This window comes from Thermorudis peleae (assembly GCF_000744775.1).
Taxonomy (GTDB): Bacteria; Chloroflexota; Chloroflexia; order Thermomicrobiales; family Thermomicrobiaceae; genus Thermorudis; species Thermorudis peleae.
In genome coordinates this window covers 1,288,536-1,306,764 of the sequence record NZ_JQMP01000003.1, presented here as the reverse complement: position 1 = coordinate 1,306,764, position 18,229 = coordinate 1,288,536, and the positions used below count along the sequence as shown (strand labels likewise).

General features: G+C 57.1%; 17 protein-coding genes and 1 riboswitch. Of the genes, 13 read left to right on the top strand and 4 right to left on the bottom strand.

All coding sequences use genetic code 11. From position 1 onward, the window contains the following. Positions 1-33 precede the first annotated feature (33 nt). The 8 genes from N675_RS08960 to N675_RS08925 all read left to right on the top strand — a co-directional run bounded on the left by N675_RS08960 (position 34) and on the right by N675_RS08925 (position 6,973). Positions 34-474, top strand: coding sequence for a Fur family transcriptional regulator (locus tag N675_RS08960; RefSeq protein WP_038039044.1), 441 nt, complete (start codon positions 34-36; stop codon positions 472-474). 70 nt (positions 475-544) lie between these two features. Further along, complete coding sequence (gene sufC, locus N675_RS08955; RefSeq protein WP_038039043.1) at positions 545-1,333, top strand: Fe-S cluster assembly ATPase SufC; 789 nt, start codon at positions 545-547, stop codon at positions 1,331-1,333. Between the two features lie 27 nt (positions 1,334-1,360). Further along, positions 1,361-2,773, top strand: a complete 1,413-nt coding sequence (gene sufB / locus N675_RS08950) for a Fe-S cluster assembly protein SufB (RefSeq protein ID WP_038039041.1) — start codon at positions 1,361-1,363, stop codon at positions 2,771-2,773. A 109-nt stretch (positions 2,774-2,882) separates the two neighbouring features. Then, the gene (sufD, locus tag N675_RS08945) at positions 2,883-4,220 is read left to right on the top strand and encodes a Fe-S cluster assembly protein SufD (protein ID WP_051914506.1); all 1,338 of its coding nucleotides are present in this window, start codon (positions 2,883-2,885) and stop codon (positions 4,218-4,220) included. A 22-nt stretch (positions 4,221-4,242) separates the two neighbouring features. Continuing rightward, complete coding sequence (locus tag N675_RS08940; protein ID WP_038039039.1) at positions 4,243-5,496, top strand: cysteine desulfurase; 1,254 nt, start codon at positions 4,243-4,245, stop codon at positions 5,494-5,496. A gap of 55 nt (positions 5,497-5,551) precedes the next feature. Next, positions 5,552-5,932, top strand: coding sequence for a Fe-S cluster assembly sulfur transfer protein SufU (gene sufU, locus N675_RS08935; protein ID WP_038039037.1), 381 nt, complete (start codon positions 5,552-5,554; stop codon positions 5,930-5,932). Between the two features lie 45 nt (positions 5,933-5,977). After that, positions 5,978-6,298 (top strand): metal-sulfur cluster assembly factor, encoded by a 321-nt coding sequence (locus N675_RS08930; RefSeq protein WP_038039036.1) that lies wholly within the window; start codon positions 5,978-5,980, stop codon positions 6,296-6,298. A 255-nt stretch (positions 6,299-6,553) separates the two neighbouring features. Continuing rightward, on the top strand, positions 6,554-6,973 hold the full coding sequence (locus N675_RS08925; RefSeq protein WP_051914505.1) for a cupredoxin domain-containing protein: 420 nt from the start codon (positions 6,554-6,556) through the stop codon (positions 6,971-6,973). 113 nt (positions 6,974-7,086) lie between these two features. Here the strand turns inward: N675_RS08925 and N675_RS08920 are convergent, their stop codons facing one another. Continuing rightward, complete coding sequence (locus N675_RS08920) at positions 7,087-7,374, bottom strand: hypothetical protein (RefSeq protein WP_038039034.1); 288 nt, start codon at positions 7,372-7,374, stop codon at positions 7,087-7,089. Between the two features lie 208 nt (positions 7,375-7,582). Here N675_RS08920 and N675_RS08915 point away from each other — a divergent pair, with 208 nt between their 5' ends. Then, positions 7,583-9,142 carry an alpha,alpha-trehalose-phosphate synthase (UDP-forming) gene (locus N675_RS08915; protein WP_051914504.1) on the top strand — a complete coding sequence of 520 codons (1,560 nt, stop codon included), beginning with the start codon at positions 7,583-7,585 and terminating at the stop codon, positions 9,140-9,142. Between the two features lie 23 nt (positions 9,143-9,165). On the opposite strand, the gene N675_RS08910 is transcribed toward N675_RS08915, so the two are convergent. Both N675_RS08910 and asd read right to left on the bottom strand, forming a co-directional pair. Beyond that, a complete protein-coding gene (locus N675_RS08910; protein WP_038039033.1) occupies positions 9,166-10,272 on the bottom strand; it encodes a DmpA family aminopeptidase in 1,107 nt (368 codons plus the stop codon). Between the two features lie 88 nt (positions 10,273-10,360). Then, entirely contained in the window at positions 10,361-11,413 is a 1,053-nt protein-coding gene (gene asd, locus N675_RS08905; protein WP_038039031.1) for an aspartate-semialdehyde dehydrogenase, read from the bottom strand. A gap of 300 nt (positions 11,414-11,713) precedes the next feature. On the opposite strand from asd, the gene N675_RS08900 reads away from it, so the two are divergent. Then, positions 11,714-12,718 carry a homoserine dehydrogenase gene (locus N675_RS08900; protein ID WP_231577989.1) on the top strand — a complete coding sequence of 335 codons (1,005 nt, stop codon included), beginning with the start codon at positions 11,714-11,716 and terminating at the stop codon, positions 12,716-12,718. Between the two features lie 6 nt (positions 12,719-12,724). On the opposite strand, the gene metX is transcribed toward N675_RS08900, so the two are convergent. Then, positions 12,725-13,852 (bottom strand): homoserine O-acetyltransferase MetX, encoded by a 1,128-nt coding sequence (metX, locus tag N675_RS08895; RefSeq protein WP_038039030.1) that lies wholly within the window; start codon positions 13,850-13,852, stop codon positions 12,725-12,727. A 151-nt stretch (positions 13,853-14,003) separates the two neighbouring features. Continuing rightward, positions 14,004-14,109, bottom strand: a riboswitch (SAM riboswitch). A gap of 307 nt (positions 14,110-14,416) precedes the next feature. Here metX and N675_RS08890 point away from each other — a divergent pair. The 3 genes from N675_RS08890 to N675_RS08880 all read left to right on the top strand — a co-directional run bounded on the left by N675_RS08890 (position 14,417) and on the right by N675_RS08880 (position 18,220). Then, entirely contained in the window at positions 14,417-15,001 is a 585-nt protein-coding gene (locus N675_RS08890) for a hypothetical protein (RefSeq protein WP_038039029.1), read from the top strand. 361 nt (positions 15,002-15,362) lie between these two features. Next, positions 15,363-17,174, top strand: a complete 1,812-nt coding sequence (locus N675_RS08885) for a peptide-binding protein (protein WP_051914503.1) — start codon at positions 15,363-15,365, stop codon at positions 17,172-17,174. A 77-nt stretch (positions 17,175-17,251) separates the two neighbouring features. Continuing rightward, entirely contained in the window at positions 17,252-18,220 is a 969-nt protein-coding gene (locus N675_RS08880) for an ABC transporter permease (protein WP_038039028.1), read from the top strand. The last annotated feature ends 9 nt before the right edge of the window (positions 18,221-18,229 follow it).

The following is an 18,229-nucleotide window of genomic DNA, read 5'->3' as shown; positions in this document are numbered from 1 at the left end:
GAATCATTCTCACGTAGGAGTGACTTGCAGCATATGCAGAACAAGCGACCATTTCGCATGACCCCACAGCGAGCAGCAATCTACGCTGAGGTGCAGAATGCCGAACGGCACCTGACCGCTGGGGAGATTTTCGAGCGCGTTCGCCGCAAGTACCCGACAATCGCCTACGGCACGGTCTACCGCACGCTGCACTTACTCGCCGAGCACGGGCTGATCCAGGAGTACACGTTCGGCGATCAGGCAGCGCTCTTCGATCGACGAACTGACCGCCATGATCACGTGCAGTGTGCGATCTGCGGTGAACTGCTCGATGTTGAAGTGCCGATCGCGCTCTTAGCCCGGCAGGTAGCTGAAGAGCAGACGGGCTACATCATCTACGACCACCAGACGGTCTTCACTGGCATCTGCCCCAGTTGTCAGGATAAACAAGCGGCAGGACAGGAGCGTGTCAAGGCGACCACCGGGAACTCCTAGCTTGCTGTATTTCGCAACCATTGCGTATAGTAATGTCGTGTGTTGGATGGATAGGAGGGATTAAAGGCTCATGACGGCAGAGTCAACACCGCTCTTTGTGATCGAAAACCTCCATGCAGGGATCGAGGGGAAAGAAATCCTGCGTGGGGTCGATTTAGTGATCAACACTGGCGAAATTCACGCGATGATGGGTCCCAACGGCTCAGGCAAGAGCACGTTGGCGTACGTGATTGCTGGTCACCCAAACTATGAAGTCTACGAAGGACGCATCCTGTATAAAGGCGAAAACCTGCTCGAGCTCTCGCCGGACGAACGGGCAAAGCGTGGGCTTTTCCTGGCCTTTCAGTATCCCACGGCGATCCCCGGCGTAACGATGGCCAACTTCCTGCGGCTTGCCGTGAACTCGGTGCGGAAAGCGCGATTCGGTGAGGACAAGGCGCTCTCGCCGCGCGAATTCCGCCGCCTGCTGCGTGACAAGCTCGCCATGCTCCGGATGGAAGAAGGATTTGCGTCCCGCTACCTCAACGAGGGGTTCTCCGGGGGCGAGAAGAAGCGCGCAGAAATTGTCCAGATGGCCATGCTCGAGCCGGAGTTCGCCATCCTCGATGAAACAGACTCTGGACTAGATATCGATGCACTGCGCATCGTCGCAGACGGCGTCAACACGCTGTTCAATCCGTCGATGGCGCTGCTGGTCATCACGCATTATCAGCGCCTCCTTAACTACATTCGCCCGCACTTCGTCCACGTGATGCTGGACGGCAAGATCGTTGCCTCAGGCGGTCCGGAGCTTGCCGAAGAGCTTGAGGCCAAGGGCTACGACTGGCTCAAAGAGACATACGCCGAGGCAGCTTCCTAACGCTCAGAGCGAAAGGTGGAGTGAGCAATGGCAACGAGACCGGAAATTGAACTCGAACAGCTTGGAACCGAATACAAGTACGGCTTCCGCGACCCCGAGACGTACGTGTTCAAGGCGCGGAAGGGCCTCGACCGTGAAGTCGTCGAGCAGATCTCATGGATAAAAGGCGAACCAGAGTGGATGCGGCAGTTCCGTCTCAAGGCACTCGAGTATTTCGAGAAGCGGCCGCTACCAACCTGGGGAGCAGATCTCAGCGAGCTGAACTTTGACGAAATCGTTTACTACGTGCGCCCAACTGACAAGAAGAGCACGTCGTGGGACGAGGTCCCGGAGACGATTCGTCGTACCTTTGACCGCTTGGGCATCCCTGAGGCCGAGCGGAAGTTCCTGGCTGGCGTCGGCGCGCAGTACGAATCCGAAGTAGTCTACCACTCACTGCGCGAGGAGCTGGCCAAGCAAGGGGTCATTTTCGTCGATATGGACACCGCCGTTCGCGAGTACCCCGACCTTGTCAAGCAGTACTTTGGCACGATTGTTCCACCGAACGATAACAAATTCGCCGCACTGAACTCGGCAGTCTGGTCGGGTGGCTCATTCGTGTATGTACCGGAGAACGTGCGGGTCGAGATTCCACTCCAGGCGTACTTCCGCATTAATTCAGAGAACATGGGCCAGTTTGAACGGACGCTGATTATCGTCGAGCCGGGCGGCTACGTCCATTACGTCGAAGGTTGCACCGCACCGATCTACAGCTCGGCCTCGTTGCACAGCGCAGTCGTCGAGATCATCGTCAAAGAAGGCGCGCGCTGCCGCTACACGACCATCCAGAACTGGTCGAAGAACGTCTACAACCTCGTGACGAAGCGAGCCGCCGCCTATCGCGACGCGACCATGGAGTGGGTCGATGGCAACCTCGGCTCGAAGGTCACGATGAAGTACCCGGCAGTCTGGCTCATGGAGCCGGGCGCGCGCGGTGAAGTGCTTTCCGTGGCCTTCGCCTCGGACGGCCAGCACCAAGACGCTGGCGGCAAGATGGTGCACGTCGCTCCGTATACCTCATCCCAGATCATCTCGAAGTCCATCTCCAAGGGAACAGGGCGATCGAGCTATCGCGGGCTGGTGAAGGTCCACCGCGGCGCGCACCACGTTCGCGCCAACGTCGTCTGCGACGCGCTCCTCCTCGATGAGCAGAGCCGAACTGACACCTATCCATATATGGAGATCGAGGAGGAACAGGTCTCGATCGGCCATGAGGCAACTGTGAGCAAGGTGGCCGAAGAGCAGCTCTTCTACCTACAGAGCCGCGGCCTAACTGAGGCTGAAGCCATGAGCATGATCGTGAACGGCTTCATCGAGCCGATCACGAAGGAACTTCCACTTGAGTATGCAGTCGAACTGAACCGACTGATCCAGCTTGAGATGGAAGGGTCAGTCGGCTGATCAGGTCGGGGGCTGGGCCGCTGGCTGGGCATGATTCCGCCAGCCAGCGGCCTCTTCATGTCATCGTGTTGTCCACGAGCCAGGCACAGAACGGAGGGTGAGCAGACGAATGAGCACAGTCACTGCCGAGTTAACTCGCGGCTTCTCGCGCGAGGCTGTTGAAGCACTCTCATGGCAACGGCAGGAGCCAGACTGGGTCCGCGCCAAGCGCCTCGAAGCCTGGGCGCTTTATGAACAGATCCCGATGCCAAGCCGCACCGATGAAGACTGGCGGCGCACCGATATCCGCCGACTACCGATCGATACTGTCAAGCCTTATGGGGCGCTCGAGCGTCGTGTCGCCAGCGTTGATGAGTTGCCACCAGCGCTGATCGAGATCCTGGGCGATGAAGCGCGGCGACTCGGCCTTGTCGTCCAAGTCGATGCTGCTCCAGCCTTTGCCACGCTTGACCCAGCGCTGCGTGAACAAGGTGTGATTTTCACAGACCTTGGGACAGCGATCGCGGAAGTTCCAGAACTCGTCCAGCGCTTCTTCATGACTGAGATCGTTAAGCCTGATACCAACAAATTCACTGCTCTACATGCGGCTTTTTGGAGCGGCGGCACGTTCTTGTATGTCCCCAAGAACGTTCAGGTTGAACTGCCGCTACGGAGCTTTGTCTGGGCAGAAACGCCGAACACTGGCATCTTTGCCCATACCCTCGTAATCGTCGAAGAAGGTGCCTCGGTCGTCTTGATCGATACCTGGGCATCACCGACCGTTGACGAGCCGCTGATCGCCTCCAATGTCGTCGAACTCTACGTCGGCGAAGGTGCCCAGGTCCGCTACATTCAGCTGCAGGACTGGGGGCGCTCGGTCTGGAACTTCACGACCCAGGAAGGGCACGTTCACCAGGACGCCATCCTCAATACGTTGAATGTTGCCCTTGGTTCTCGACTGAGCAAAGCCTACATCGCCAGTGATCTGGTTGGGCCTGGTGCAACAGCCGAGTTGCTCGGGCTCTACTTTGCTGACGACAACCAGCACTTCGACCACCAGACACGGCAATGGCACATCTCACCGTATGCGACAAGCGATTTGCTCTACAAGGGGGCACTTAAGGATCGCGCGCGCACCGTCTTCGCTGGGCTCATCAAGGTCTTCCCGCACGCGCAGCGGACGGATGCCTACCAGGCCAACCGCAACCTCGTGCTGTCGCCCACAGCGCGTGCTGACACCATGCCCAAACTGGAAATCGGCGCAAACGACGTCCGGTGCACACACGGGGCAACAGTGGGGCAAGTGGAAGAGGAATACATCTTCTATCTTATGAGCCGTGGTATCAACCGCACTGAAGCCGTTAAGCTGATTGTCGACGGCTTCTTCGACGAGGTTATCGAGCGCGTTCCGGTGCCCGAAGTACAAGAGACGGTCCGACGCGCGATCGATCGCAAGCTTGGACTCTAGTGAAATGAAGGGCAGGGCATCGATGGGCCCCTCGCAAACAATGCTTGACGTTGCCAAGATCCGCCAAGACTTTCCCATTTTCGAACGACGTGTCCGTGGCGACAAACCGCTTGTCTATCTCGACAGTGGGGCAACGTCACAAAAACCACGACAGGTCATTGATGCCCTGGCCCAGTTCTACACCACGATCAACGCGAATATTCATCGCGGCGTGTATGAGCTGAGCGAAGCGGCCACCCTGGCCTACGACGAAGCGCGGGCCAAGGTGGCCGCATTCATTCATGCCGCTGATCCGCGTGAATGTATCTTTGTCCGCAATACAACCGAGGGGATTAACCTGGTTGCTTATAGCTGGGCTCGAGCGAACCTTCAGTCAGGTGATGTCGTCGTCCTTAGCGTGATGGAGCATCACAGCAACATCGTTCCATGGCAAATCCTCGCCCAGGAACGTGGCATTATCCTCCGGTACCTCGACATTGACGACACCGGCCGGCTCCGGCTCGAGCAACTGGACACGTGGCTTGAGCGCGGCAATGTCAAACTGGTAAGTCTCACCCACGTTTCTAACGTCCTTGGTACTATCACACCTGTCACCACCGTGGTGCATAAGGCACACCAGGCTGGGGCACTGGTACTGATCGACGGTGCCCAGGCTGCGCCACACCTTCCGATTGACGTCCAGGCAATGGACTGTGACTTTTACGTCTTCTCCGGGCATAAAATGCTTGGTCCAATGGGCATCGGCGTGCTCTACGCTAAGCGAGCTATCCTGGAAACAATGCCACCATTTCTCGGTGGCGGCGACATGATCCGCACAGTGACCCTCGAAGGCTCAACCTGGGCTGATCCTCCCGCCAAGTTTGAAGCGGGAACGCCAAGCGTAGCTGATGCTGTTGCCCTCGGCGCTGCCATTGACTACTTACAGCACGTGGGGATGACAGCTATCCATCAACACGAGCGAGCCTTGCTCGACTACGCGCTTGCACGCCTTGATGAAATCCCTGGCATCACCCTCTACGGTCCGCGCGGCGACGATCGCAGTGGCGTTGTGAGCTTCACGCTCGGTACAGTCCATCCCCACGACATCGCGAGCATCCTCGACGTTGAAGTTGGTGTCGCTATTCGCGCAGGGCACCACTGTGCGCAGCCCTTGATGCACCGGCTTGGCGTCGTCGCGACGGCCCGCGCAAGCTTCTACCTTTACAACACTGTTGAAGATATCGATCGCCTGGTTGAAGGTCTTCTCCTGGTCCGGCATACATTCCGTGTTTCCTAAGGGGATAGAATTGGATATACCCGAGACGATCGGGTGCTAACGGAGGGCATCACCAATGTCCGATCTCTATCGTGAACACATCCTTGACCATTATGAACACCCGCGTAACTACGGCACGCTTGATCCGGCTGACCGGAGTTTTGAAGACAGCAACCCGCTCTGTGGTGATCGCATTCGGATCGATCTTCGCATTCGCGATGGCAAGATCACCGAGATCGCCTTCACTGGACGGGGGTGTGCCATTAGCCAAGCCGCGGCGTCGATTTTGACTGAGATGGTCAAAGGCCAAGATCTTGAAGCCGTGAAGCAGCTGACGGCAGATGACCTTCTTGAGGAATTAGGCATCCCTATTAGCCCAGCGCGTCGCAAGTGCGCGCTGCTGAGCCTAAAAGTCCTCAAGGCCGCCGCCTATGGCCTCAACGAATGGCCATCCTAAATCCTGTATCGTACCATCCCGGTGAACGAAAGGAGACGGCCAGCCATGCCGCACTTCACAGAAGACGACGTCCGTGAGCGCCTACGAGAACAGGTCTATGACCCTGAAATTGGCATTAACGTGGTCGATCTCGGCTTAATCTACGGCATTGACCTTGATGAGCACGACGGTAAGACCGACGTGCTCATCACCATGACGCTGACCTCATTTGGTTGTCCGCTCGGGCCGATTCTGGTCGAGGAAATTCAACAGGCCCTGGCAGATCTGCCGAATATCGGCGAGATCGATATCAATTTGGTCTGGTCACCACCCTGGACCCCCGACATGATGAGCGAAGCAGCGAAAGAAGAGTTGGGGATTTGGTAACATCTTCTTGTAACGAGAATACCGTAAGAACCTCTGCACGAGTTCTGCTCTCCGCAGAGCTTTTATGACAAGCAGTGAATACTAGGAAGCAAAAGGACGGTGAAGGGTTGTCAGGAAATTCCTGACAACCCTTCAGATGTTCTTGCGTGATGTATAATCTTTTCCTGGTGCGGCGCTGACGGAGCATCCGGATGCGCCTACGGCTGTCTGGCGGTGAGTGTGGAATGTAGGGATACTCCGCAGAGGAGGCTTGCAATGGTACAGACCCTAACACGATTGACGCGCCGGGGATTCTTGGCGAAGGCCGCTGCCTTCGGTCTGGCTGTCCCGGCTGCGAGCGCGCTCCTGGCAGCATGTGGCGGCGGGAGCAGTGGTGGCGGGAGTTCGTCTGGCGGCGGGAGCGGCACAATTACCGTTACCGCAACAGAATACAAGTATGATCCCAATACCATTACCGTAAAAGCTGGGCAGCAGGTAACGGTTCATTTCCAGAATAAAGGCACACTTCAGCACGACTTTGTGATCGACAACGTCGTCAAGGGATCCTTGCTTGATCCGGGCAAAAGCGAAGACATTAAATTCACTGCACCATCTCAGCCCGGCGATTACCAGTTTTACTGCGACGTCCCCGGGCACAAAGAGCTTGGTATGGTTGGCACCCTGAAGGTACAGTAAGCATAAAGCAGGATATGTGCGGAAGCCCCATGCGCTGAACGTAGCGCATGGGGCTTCTTTTTCTCGTTACCCAAGAAGCTACTGCACTATCCATGTGCACATGAACCCGCGCACTACGATTCATGCTCCGGACATGGACGCACGTAGAGGAGGTACTCGCGATCTCCAGCCCGAAGCACCCGCTGCACGACATACTCTTGGCCTTCTTTTGTAAAGGTCTTGCCCGGTTCCAGCATATAGAGACGCAGCTCTCGTCCAGTACAGCTAATAATCTCGTAGGCTTTCCGCCCACATCGCCGACAAAGCCAAAACTGGTGCGGCTGGACGACGGCACGCGTCAACGAGCGCGAAACAAGCTCGCCGTCTGAACTGCCACAATACGGGCAACACCGGGTTGCCATGCACCTATGCCCCAAGATTGTATGAGCGTCACCATTCCCTACGTCGTACGCGCACGAGAATAACGGGGATTGCATTATCACGCAAGAGCGCGGCGGGGATGATTTCGAGTAGAATCGATTCAGAGAGACAAAGCCAGTAGCGATTTCCTCGCATCATTCCAAGGCACGCGCCTGGCATGGAACGCCAGTGGAGCGAAAAGGAGGAAGAGTGCCCGACGAACAGCCTCATGCGAACGGCTTTCGCGATACCCTGCTGGAGCTGCCCGAACATGTCCGGTCATTCCTCGACCGAGTCGCCCTGGTTATCGCATCAAATCGCGGTCCCGTTGAATTTCACGTTGCTCCAGATGGGACTCTGACAACCAAGCGAGGTTCGGGCGGCGTTGTCACGGCAATGAGCGCTGCAAGCCGCTACACTGACGCAATCTGGGTCGCGTGCGCGATGACCGATGGCGATCGACTTCGTGCATCCTTGGCTCTCGAAGCCGGTGAACCAGTCATCACCGTGCCAGGAGGCGAATTTCGTATCCGCTTCGTTCTGCCCTCTCCTGAAGCCTACGCTGGCTACTACAACCGCATCGCCAATCCGTTGCTCTGGTTTCTTCAGCACTATCTCTGGGATACGCCCCGCGCTCCTGACGTTGATGCACTGACGTGGTACGCCTGGGAAGAAGGTTACGTCGTTGTCAATCAACTTTTCGCCCAGGAAATTGCCGCCGCGATTGAAGCGACGTCCAGGCCACCAGTAGTCCTGCTGCAGGATTATCACCTCTACCTCGTTCCACGGTTCTTGCGCGAGCGGTTGCCAACCATCGTGATCCAACAATTCATTCACATCCCATGGCCCGATCAAGACTACTGGCGGCTCCTACCGCGCGCTATGCGCCAGGCTATTTGCGAAAGCCTTCTTTGCAACGACGTCGTCGGTTTTCAAACCCCACGCCACGCTCGGAGCTTCATGAACACGTGCGAAGCGAACCTTGACCAGATTGAGGTGAACTATCGCACTGGTGAGATCATATATCAGGGGCGAACCACCCATGTTCGTGTCTACCCGATCTCCATTGACCCAGCGCATGTCCTCCAGGTCGCGGAAAGCGAGGATGCCCGAAAGCACGAGGAACACCTTCGCCAGTATTTCAACGAATATACGATCATGCGCGTTGACCGTGCAGAGCCGAGTAAGAACATTGTTCGCGGCTTCCTCGCTTATGACCGCTTACTTGAAGCGCATCCTGAGCTTCTCGGTCGCGTCAACTTCCTGGCATTTCTTGTACCGTCGCGCCTGGAAGTCGCTGAATATATTGATTACCTCGACGACATCAATGCCGTCGTTGGTCGCATCAACGCTAAGTATGCGAATGTCGCCGAGCACGAAGGAATCCACTGGCAACCAATTTCTCTTTTCATTGGAGACGACTATCCTCGCGCGCTTGCCGCGATGAAGCACTATGATGTGCTTCTGGTAAATGCAATCTTTGACGGCATGAACCTCGTGGCCAAAGAAGGGGCACTGTTGAACCAACGCAACGGTGTCTTGGTCCTTTCAGAAGGCGCTGGAGCCTATCAGCAGCTTGGCCGCTGGGCACTTACCGTCTCACCAACAGATATTGAAGGCACCGCACAAGCACTCTATGCTGGCCTAACGATGCCGGAGGCTGAACGAAAACGACGCGCCCAAGCTCTCCGCCAGCTGGTTATTGAGCATGACCTCAAGCGCTGGCTCGTTGACCAGCTTGCTGATCTTGCCGAACTCGCGCGAGTATAGCCAGCACAGCGAGGCATGACGCCTTACGCTATGACACCAGCCTGGCGCAGGAGGGCAAGTGTCTCGTCAAGCGGCAATGCCTGCGCGGTATGCCAATCGCGGCCGGTCATTGTTTCGGCACGGAACAAGGCATTGACAACCGCCTCTTCGGTTGCCTCAATTGCAGCCTGGAAGAGCGCATCCATCACCACCGGATCCTCTCGAAGGATGGTGACCGTTACTGTCCGGCTGTCCGCGTTTGCGTGGGCGAACCGAAGGGCCGTCGAAAAGGCAACAATGAAGTCACCACTCCCGTGCCCGCCAATAGCCCCTGTTCGGGCCAAACCGAGCGCGCCGCGGCGGGCAATCCGGCTGAGTTCACGATCGAGCAGCGGGGCATCGGTTGCAAGCACGACGATGACTGAGCCACGCTCTTCCGGTTGTTTATCTGCCTGCTGGTTAGACAGCAACATACCGATCGGCACACCAGCAATCCGCAACTGCTCCTTACGCCCGAAATTGCCTAACACCAGTGCCCCGATGGTATACCCTCCAAGCTCTGCTGGCAGACAGCGTGATGCGGTGCCAATGCCACCTTTGAAACCAAAGAGCATCATGCCCGTTCCCGCCCCAACATTCCCCTCGTCGAGGCTGGGACGTTGCGCACGGTCAATTGCTTCGAGAACATCGGCAGGCGTTACGTGACGGCCCTGAATGTCATTCAGCCAAGCGTCGGAGCATTCAAACACGAGTGGATTGACCGTTGACGTCGTCACCCCGATATCAGGATTCTGCCGCAATGCGTGGTCGATGAGTCCGTCAGCAACACGGGGCACAGCAAGCGTGTTGGTTAATGCAATTGGGGTTTCGATGCGGCCAAGCTCAGCAACTTGGGCAATACCCAGTGGCTTACCGAAGCCATTGAGCGTAAAAATGGCTCCAGGGACTTTCTCACGGAAGAGATTCCCTTCATGAGGCAGGATTACGGTCACACCAGTTCGTACTGGGCCCATTCCAGGGACGAGCGGTCCTTCTCCAGCAATTTTTGTGACATGGCCAACCAAGACGCCCGGAACGTCCGTGATCGTGTTCTGCTTTCCGGGAGGCAGTTGGCCGATTCGCAGTCCAACTTCGCGCGCTCGTGGACGCATCACCGCATCAACTCCCGCAGAGGAAGCGTGGGTGCCCACTTGGCAAACCCAATGAGCACCCACACCACCTTTCTCGGTATCGTCTACCCTACAGCAGCCCTTGGCGATAGAAAAGCTCGGCGTTCAATACTGAGGCGCCAGCCGCACCCCGAATCGTGTTATGTCCAAGCACAACAAAGCGCACATCCAAGACTGAGCACGGGCGGATTCGCCCCACGACTGAAGCCATCCCACCTTCGATGTCGCGGTCCAAGACAGGTTGAGGACGATCTGGCAGGTCGAGAACAACGACTGGCTGCTTCGGTGCAGTTGGCAAGCCGAGTTCTTGTGGCTGCGCACGGAATGATGCGAGCACCTCGGCGACGTCAGACGGTGTCGCGTGGCGAGCGAACTTCACGCTCACCGTTTCGAGATGCCCATCCCGAACGGGCACGCGGTTGCAATGAGCGCTTAGGGTAACCTCGGCATCAATGAACTTGGCTCCATCCCATTGTCCGAGCAATTTGCGCGTTTCCCGCTCAATCTTCTCTTCTTCGCCTCCGATGAAGGGGATTACATTGTCGATCAGATCGAGCGAGGGCACACCAGGATATCCTGCACCCGAGGCAGCCTGAAGCGTCGTCACAATCCCGTGCGTGATACCAAATGCGTCATGTAACGGCTTGAGGGCAAGCACAAGGTGGATGGTTGAGCAGTTTGGGTTGGCAACGATGAAGCCCTCACGCCATCCCCGCTGCTGCCGCTGCACTTCAATCGCGCGCGCGTGGTCAGGGTTCACTTCGGGGATGAGCAACGGCACATCCGGGTCCATGCGATGGTCGCGAGCATTAGTAAACACTTTCTTGCCATCGCGAGCGAGTGCTTCTTCAATTGGCCCGGCCACACCACCGGGCAAGGCAGAAAAGACGATGGGACTCTGCAGCGGCTCTTCGTAGTGCTTCACTGGCAGGTTGAGCACGCTCTCGGGCGGCCGCGCGCTAATCCGCCAGTCGCAGACGTCGCTGTATCGCTTGCCAGCTGAGCGCTCACTGCCGACAAGCTCAGCGAGCCGAAACCAGGGGTGATCAGCCAGAAGCTGGACAAAACGCTGCCCAACACTGCCCGTTGCTCCGAGTACGGCAACATCAAGACGGTCTGGCATTCCATCCTCCTTCCACTTCCTCGTTACCCCGAACTCTGCCTTGCTCGCCATACAGAAAAAGCCGGCAGAGGAGGCATCCTCTGCCGGCCGATCATGCAAACGGTCGCGCACTACCCGTGACCGCCCGCCTGATCGCCGGCGGGCTTAGTAGTCCACTGTGTTCCGTTCTGGATCAGTATTCGACGTTGCATACTCGCCTCTTGCGTTCACGCCGTCCAGCTCATACGCTGGAGGTCGTTGTTAGGCTGACTGTAGCAACAGAATATGACGTTGTCAAGGACCACAGTGAAAGGATTGGAAATGGAACAACTGAAAACCGTCAACCTAGCAATCCTCGGAGTCGGCACAATCGGGCGCGCTGTCGTCCGGTTGATTCACGAGCAGAGTGATCGGATCGCGGAGCAAACTGGCATCCAGCTCACGATCCGCTATGCGATGGCACGGTCGATCGAGCGGGTCAAAGCAGCCGGACTCCGCCCTGAACAAGCAATCACTAGTGCCGAACCAGCCCTCGCCGATCCCAACGTCGACGTTGTCGTTGAAGTACTCGGTGGGGAGGAACCAGCAGCCAGTATCATGCACGCAGCCCTTGAACGCGGCAAGCATGTCGTGACAGCAAACAAAGAGGCGCTTGCGAAGCATTTCGCTGCCCTCTCCGCCATAGCACGAGCGAACAATCGCGCGTTGCTCTTTGAGGCGAGCGTCGGCGGCGGCATTCCTCTCATGGCGAGCCTTCGGCAAATCCTTGCGACCAACCGCGTGAGCCAGCTTCGCGGCATTGTTAACGGCACGACGAACTTTATTCTCACGCAGATGGCTGAGCACAGCACTCCGTATCACGAGGCGCTGCAGGAGGCACAGCGTCTTGGGTACGCTGAACCCGACTCGACAGCCGATGTCGAAGGCTACGACGCAGCATACAAGCTGGCGATTCTCGCATCGCTTGCTGCCAAGAAGCAGATCCATCCTGAGAACATTGAGCGGATCGGGATAACGCAGGTCACGCCGGAGGAAATTGCTGAAGCGCGCCGTCGCGGCGGCGTAATAAAACTCTTGGCTCAGGCCACTGAGGAAAACGGCACCTGGCGCCTCCGCGTTGCACCGGAGTTTGTCCCGGGCGATAGCTTACTCGCCCACGTGCGCCTGAACTTTAATGCCATCGAGGTAACAGGCGACCGCGTCGGCACTGTCGTCCTCTACGGACAAGGCGCAGGCCCACTACCGACGGCGAGTGCAATCGTGAGCGATGTGCTTGATGCAATCCGGTTTGGCGGCGCACTAACGCCGGCGATCGCGCCAGCATAGGCCGCCTTACGGACAACTGAGGAACGCGGCAATCACTGGACCAATCTGGTCAAAGTCCTTTAAGAACGCATCGTGGCCATTGGGAGAATCAAGCTCCCAATAGGTCACGTCTTTGCCAAGGCGTGCCAGCCGCTCAACCATGTCGCGGATTTGCGCTGGCCAGAAGAGGATATCGGAGCGAATGCCAATGGCAAGCACGCGCGCGGTGATGCGGTCGAGGCCGGCATCGTAGCCACCGCGTCCCCGGCCCAGGTCGTGTGAATCCATCGCCCGTGTCAGATAGAGGTAGCTGTTGGCATCGAAGCGCCGGACGAGCTTCTCGCCCTGGTAATGCAAATAACCCTCAACGTCGTACCGGCCGAGAAATTCTGGCCATGCGGTATACCGCGCCTCTTCGCGGCGATGGAACCTCGCCGTCATGAGTTCATCAGACTGGTAGGTGATGACACCGAGCATCCGGGCAATCGCTAGACCCGTTGCCGGTCCCTGACCATCCTCATATTCTCCGTTGTTCCACGCAGGATCGAGCATGATGACACGCCGCTGCACTTCGTTATATGCAATGCCTTGATCGCTGAATTGGCCAGATGCAGCGATCGGGATAATGCGCTCGACGCGCTCGGGATACATCGCTGCCCACTCGAGCACCTGCATGCCTCCAAGGGAGCCACCGACCACAGCAAAGACTTTCTGAATGCCGAGGAGGTCAAGCAACCGTGCTTGGGCATTCACAATATCCCGGACAGTGATCTTGGGAAAGCGGAGGTTATAGCGGCGGCCAGTCAGCGGATCAATCGAGCGGGGGCCAGTCGAGCCATAACAGCTGCCGAGGATATTGCTACAGATCACGAAGTAGCGGTTCGTATCAATCGGCGCCCCAGGGCCAACCATTGGCTCCCACCAACCTGGCTCATCACCTAGGCCGTGGGACGCAACATGGCTGTTGCCCGTCAATGCGTGGGCGACAATCACCACATTATCGCGGGTTGGTGACAGTGTTCCCCAGGTTTCGTAAGCAATGTCAACGATAGGAAGAACAGCCCCTCCTTCAGTAACGAAGGGATTATCCGGCGTCGCAATGCGGGCAATCGTTGGTGTTGTAATACACGGGGCGGTCACAGCTGTTACGGTCATCGGTGCGTCTGCTCCCTCCAATGCACCATCCAAATATGGGATGTGCGACAAACTCTCCCCTCGCACAGCGCAATCGCCGTCGAGTAATCACTGGTTGTGGTGGAGGGAGTAAAGAAAACCTCCACACAAAGGTGGAGGGCATTCTTTTCGGCGCTCATCGTGCGGAGCTTCTGCACTCCGCCGGCATTGGCACCTGGCGCTGGCGCGCTGGTTGCCGGGTTTCGTCGGGCCGTTCCCTCCACCGCTCTTGATGAGCGCCGGCCTCTTGCGTTGTTGCCGATCAGGATAGCAGAAGAATACCACGATGTCAAGAGCGTCTGCGGTAACATGGCGCCGTTGCTATTACAAAGCTCAGCAAGAGCAGTTTGGAGGCACGTTATGTACGGGATTGCGCTTGGCAGTCCTTCCGGCACTGTACCACCACTGCCCTCGTTTTCGGCACGTCACTACGCCCAGGCGCAGGCACGTCCGCCAAGCAGGAGAAGACAATACAGTGTTCACCCTTGCAAACACGTTGTTGTTCGGACCATACTGAGGGGCTATGATGCCGGGAGGAGGTTACCCATGAACAACAGCGGACTCGAAAAGCTACCGACGCAACAACAGGCTCACCTGCGGCTGGAAGGAGCACGCTACCACGCTCGTGAGGCAGCGATGGCAATTGAGGCCAAAGATCAGGTGCGCGTCGAAGCAGCTATCTGTGCTGGCATTGATCAGGCGCTCAAAGCGCTGACGGCCGCACTCCATGGCCTCAACTTGCTCCTTCCTCAGCCGTTGCCAGCCTCACGTCTCTCCCGGCGTAACCTTCGCGAGCGGTTCCGTTCTGTTGAAGCCCCAAGCCGTACTCTTGACCTGCTTGACCAAGCGGCCCAACCGGAAGAAGGCTGGCTCTGGTGGCTCGAGGCCAAAGACGCCGCCAGCCCGTTCGCAGCGTTAGTTCGCCCCTCAACTGCTCCAGGGCGCCCTTTCGAGCTCTGGCGTGACCCACTTGACCACAGCCGTGGCCTTGAAGAGCATGCACCAGACCAGTATCTCCTCGACGCCATTGCTCGCATTAACACGCTCATTGGGCAAATCGCTGCACTTGCGCCACACGACGCCAAAGCGTTCCAAGACGCTGCCCGCCGACTTCCCGGTCGTTTGATCTAAATGGTGTCAGAAGGGTTGTCATCGGAGCTGACATAAGCTATACTTGCGCTGGCTAGCCGCTGCAATATATGGCTGGAGAAGGACAGACGGATACCAGTGCAAGGTGCACGGCAGCTTCAAGGAAGATTTGCTCACATCTTCGCGCTGCGCTTTCCCATTTTGCTCGCCCTATACGGGTTTCTGTTTGTGTTTCCGTAGTGCATTACCGCCGTAACGGCGGCTTTTTTCATGGGGTACGTAAGAGCAATGGAGAGGAGGAGAGCCGCCGCGGTTGTCGATCGGTATGTCGCAGTGGAAGTCAGTTGGATTGGCACGTGAGTGAGGAAGGAAAGGACAGCCGACGATGGAATAGGGAAACCAGGTGCAGCAATTTTTGCGGGGTCCCTTGACCCGACGACAAATGCTGCGTCGAGCCTTGGCACTCGGCGTAGGGGTCTCCGGCGCAGCGCTCCTTGCGGCATGCGGCGGGGGCGGCAATGCCACACCAACGGCTGCTCCGGCTCAAGCAACCAAAGCGCCGGCCCAGCAGGCTTCGCCAACGACTGGTGGCACAAGCATGGGGAGTCCAACCGCTGCGGCGACGGCCGGCGCGACACCTTCGGCTGCGGCAACAGCGACTGGGCAGAAATTCACCATTGAGCCAGCGAAGCACAAAGGTGGCACTCTGATTGAAGGGAGCTTCGCTGACGCGAAGACCCTGAATCCCGTTCTTGTCAGTGACACCGCATCGGGTGCCGTATCCGGGCTCATTTTTGAAGGCATGATCTTTATTGACCCCCAAACTGTGCTACCCGCTGGACGTTTAGCAGAGAAGTGGGACATTTCCTCGGACGGTATCACATACACCTTCATGCTTCGCAAGGGCATCAACTGGCAAGACGGCCAGCCATTCACTGCCAACGACGTCAAGTTCACTTACGACATGCTCATGAATAAGGACACCAAGTCGCCGCGCACTGCTGAATTGACTGAACGGGTTAAGTCGGTAGACGTCGTTGATGATCACACGATCAAGTTCACGCTGAATGCGCCAGCTGCTCCGTTCCTTGTCTCGAATACGGTCTACGGTATTATTCCTCAGCACATCTTGAAAGACGTGCAACCAGCAAATTTGGCAAAAGATCCATTCTCGACTGGGCAGAAAGGTCGTACCATCGGTACTGGTCCGTTCATGTTCGAGGAATGGGTCAAGGATGACCACATCACGCTGGTGAAGAACCCCAAGTACTGGCAGGGCGAGCCAAACCTTGACCGCTACATCTACAAGGTCGTTCCTGATTCGAACGTTGTCGCACAGCAACTCAAGACTGGTGAGATTGATTACGGTGGGATTGATCCTTCTCAAGTGCAAGATATCAAGAGCCAGCCGAACCTCAATGTGGTGGTCTATGACACCTTCTCATTCACGTTCTACTCCTACCAGCTTGACCCACAGAAGACGACGCTGTTCCAAGAGAAAGAAGTTCGGCAGGCATTGCTCTACGCTCTCGATCGCGAAGCGATGATCAAGTCGATCCGGCTTGGTTACGGCCGGGTTGCGGTCGGCACCATGCCAGTTCTCTCCTGGGCATATAATCCTGACGCGATCAAGCTGAAGTACGAGTACAACCCGGATAAGGCCAAGCAACTGCTTGACCAGGCTGGCTGGACACCTGGCCCTGACGGTATCCGGCAGAAGAATGGCAAGCGGCTCTCCTTCACGGTCTACACCAATGCTGGCAACAAGATTCGCGAACAGTACGTTGCCGTCTTCCAAGAGCAGTGGAAGAAGATCGGCGTCGAATGCAAGCCGCAGACAGAAGAATGGAATGCCTTCCTCAACCGCATCACCGGTAGCAAGGATTTCGAAATGTTCCTCGTCGGCTTCGTCTGGGATGTCGACCCTGATCAAAGCACCATGTGGAAGAGCTCGGCCTACGAAGGCGGGTTTAACATGAACAAGTACAGTAACCCGCAGGTCGATCAACTCCTCGACGAAGCTATCAAGACAACCGATGTCCAGAAGCGCAAGGATCTCTACACCCAGATGCAGAACATCATTATGGAGGATTTGCCAAACGCGATCCTCGATTTTCCGCAGGCAATCGCGGTCGTTAACAAGCGCGTCCATAACCTCTTCCCGAATGCCGTTGACGACCGCTTCAATGCCCATCAGTGGTGGGTAGAAAGCTAGTGCATGCGGTCAATGGCGAGGCGAGCGAGGGGAATCCCCTCCTCGCCTCGCTGATTGCGTAATGGAAGGCACGTCGTATGGGTCGCTACATCCTCTGGCGTCTCATTCAACTCATCCCAATTGTCATTGGCATTACCTTCGTGACCTTCGCCATTGCCAACCTTGTGCCTGGGAGCCCGCTATCCGACCTGGCATTCCAGCCGGGCATTCGGCCAGAAGATATTGCGCGAATCCGTCATCAGCTTGGCCTTGACCAACCGATCTACATTCGTTACTTCCAGTGGCTGAGCAACATTGCCCGCGGTGACCTTGGTATCTCGCTGGTGACCTATCAACCCGTCAGCAAGCTCATCATGGAAAAGCTGCCGAACACGCTCTTGCTGACCGGTACATCCCTCCTTTTGGCACTCCTTGTTTCAATCCCCATTGGTGTGTTCGCTGCTGTGAAGCGTAATTCCTGGTTCGACCAGATCACCACAGTTGGCGCTGTAGCAGGCTTTGCCGTTCCAACGTTCTGGCTGGGTCTGATGCTCATCATTGTTTTCTCCGTCAAATTCCGCGAGTGGGGTCTGCCGAGTCTCCCGCCTGGCGGCATGTACGACCTGCGAAGTGGTGGGGGTATCGGCGACCGCATCATCCACTTGATCATGCCGGCGTTCACCCTCGCCTTCGTTCAGACAGCCGGGTGGACGCGCTATATCCGCTCGCAAATGCTTGAAGTCTTGCGGCAAGACTATATGCGCATTGCCGAGGCGAAGGGCTTGCCACAGCGCTTGGTCATCTTCCGCCACGGCTTTCGCAATGCGATTCTGCCCTTAGTGACGCTGTTGGGACTCGATCTCCCCGGACTCTTCAGCGGCGCCGTGATCACTGAAACGATTTTCTCGTGGAATGGTCTTGGACGACTGATCGTCGACTCAACGTTCAAGCGTGACTATACCGTGATTATGGATACCGTGCTGTTCATCTCGATCCTGACGGTGCTCGCAAACCTGTTGGCAGACATTGTCTATGCCCAGCTTGACCCGCGCGTGCGCTTTGATTAGCAGCGCACA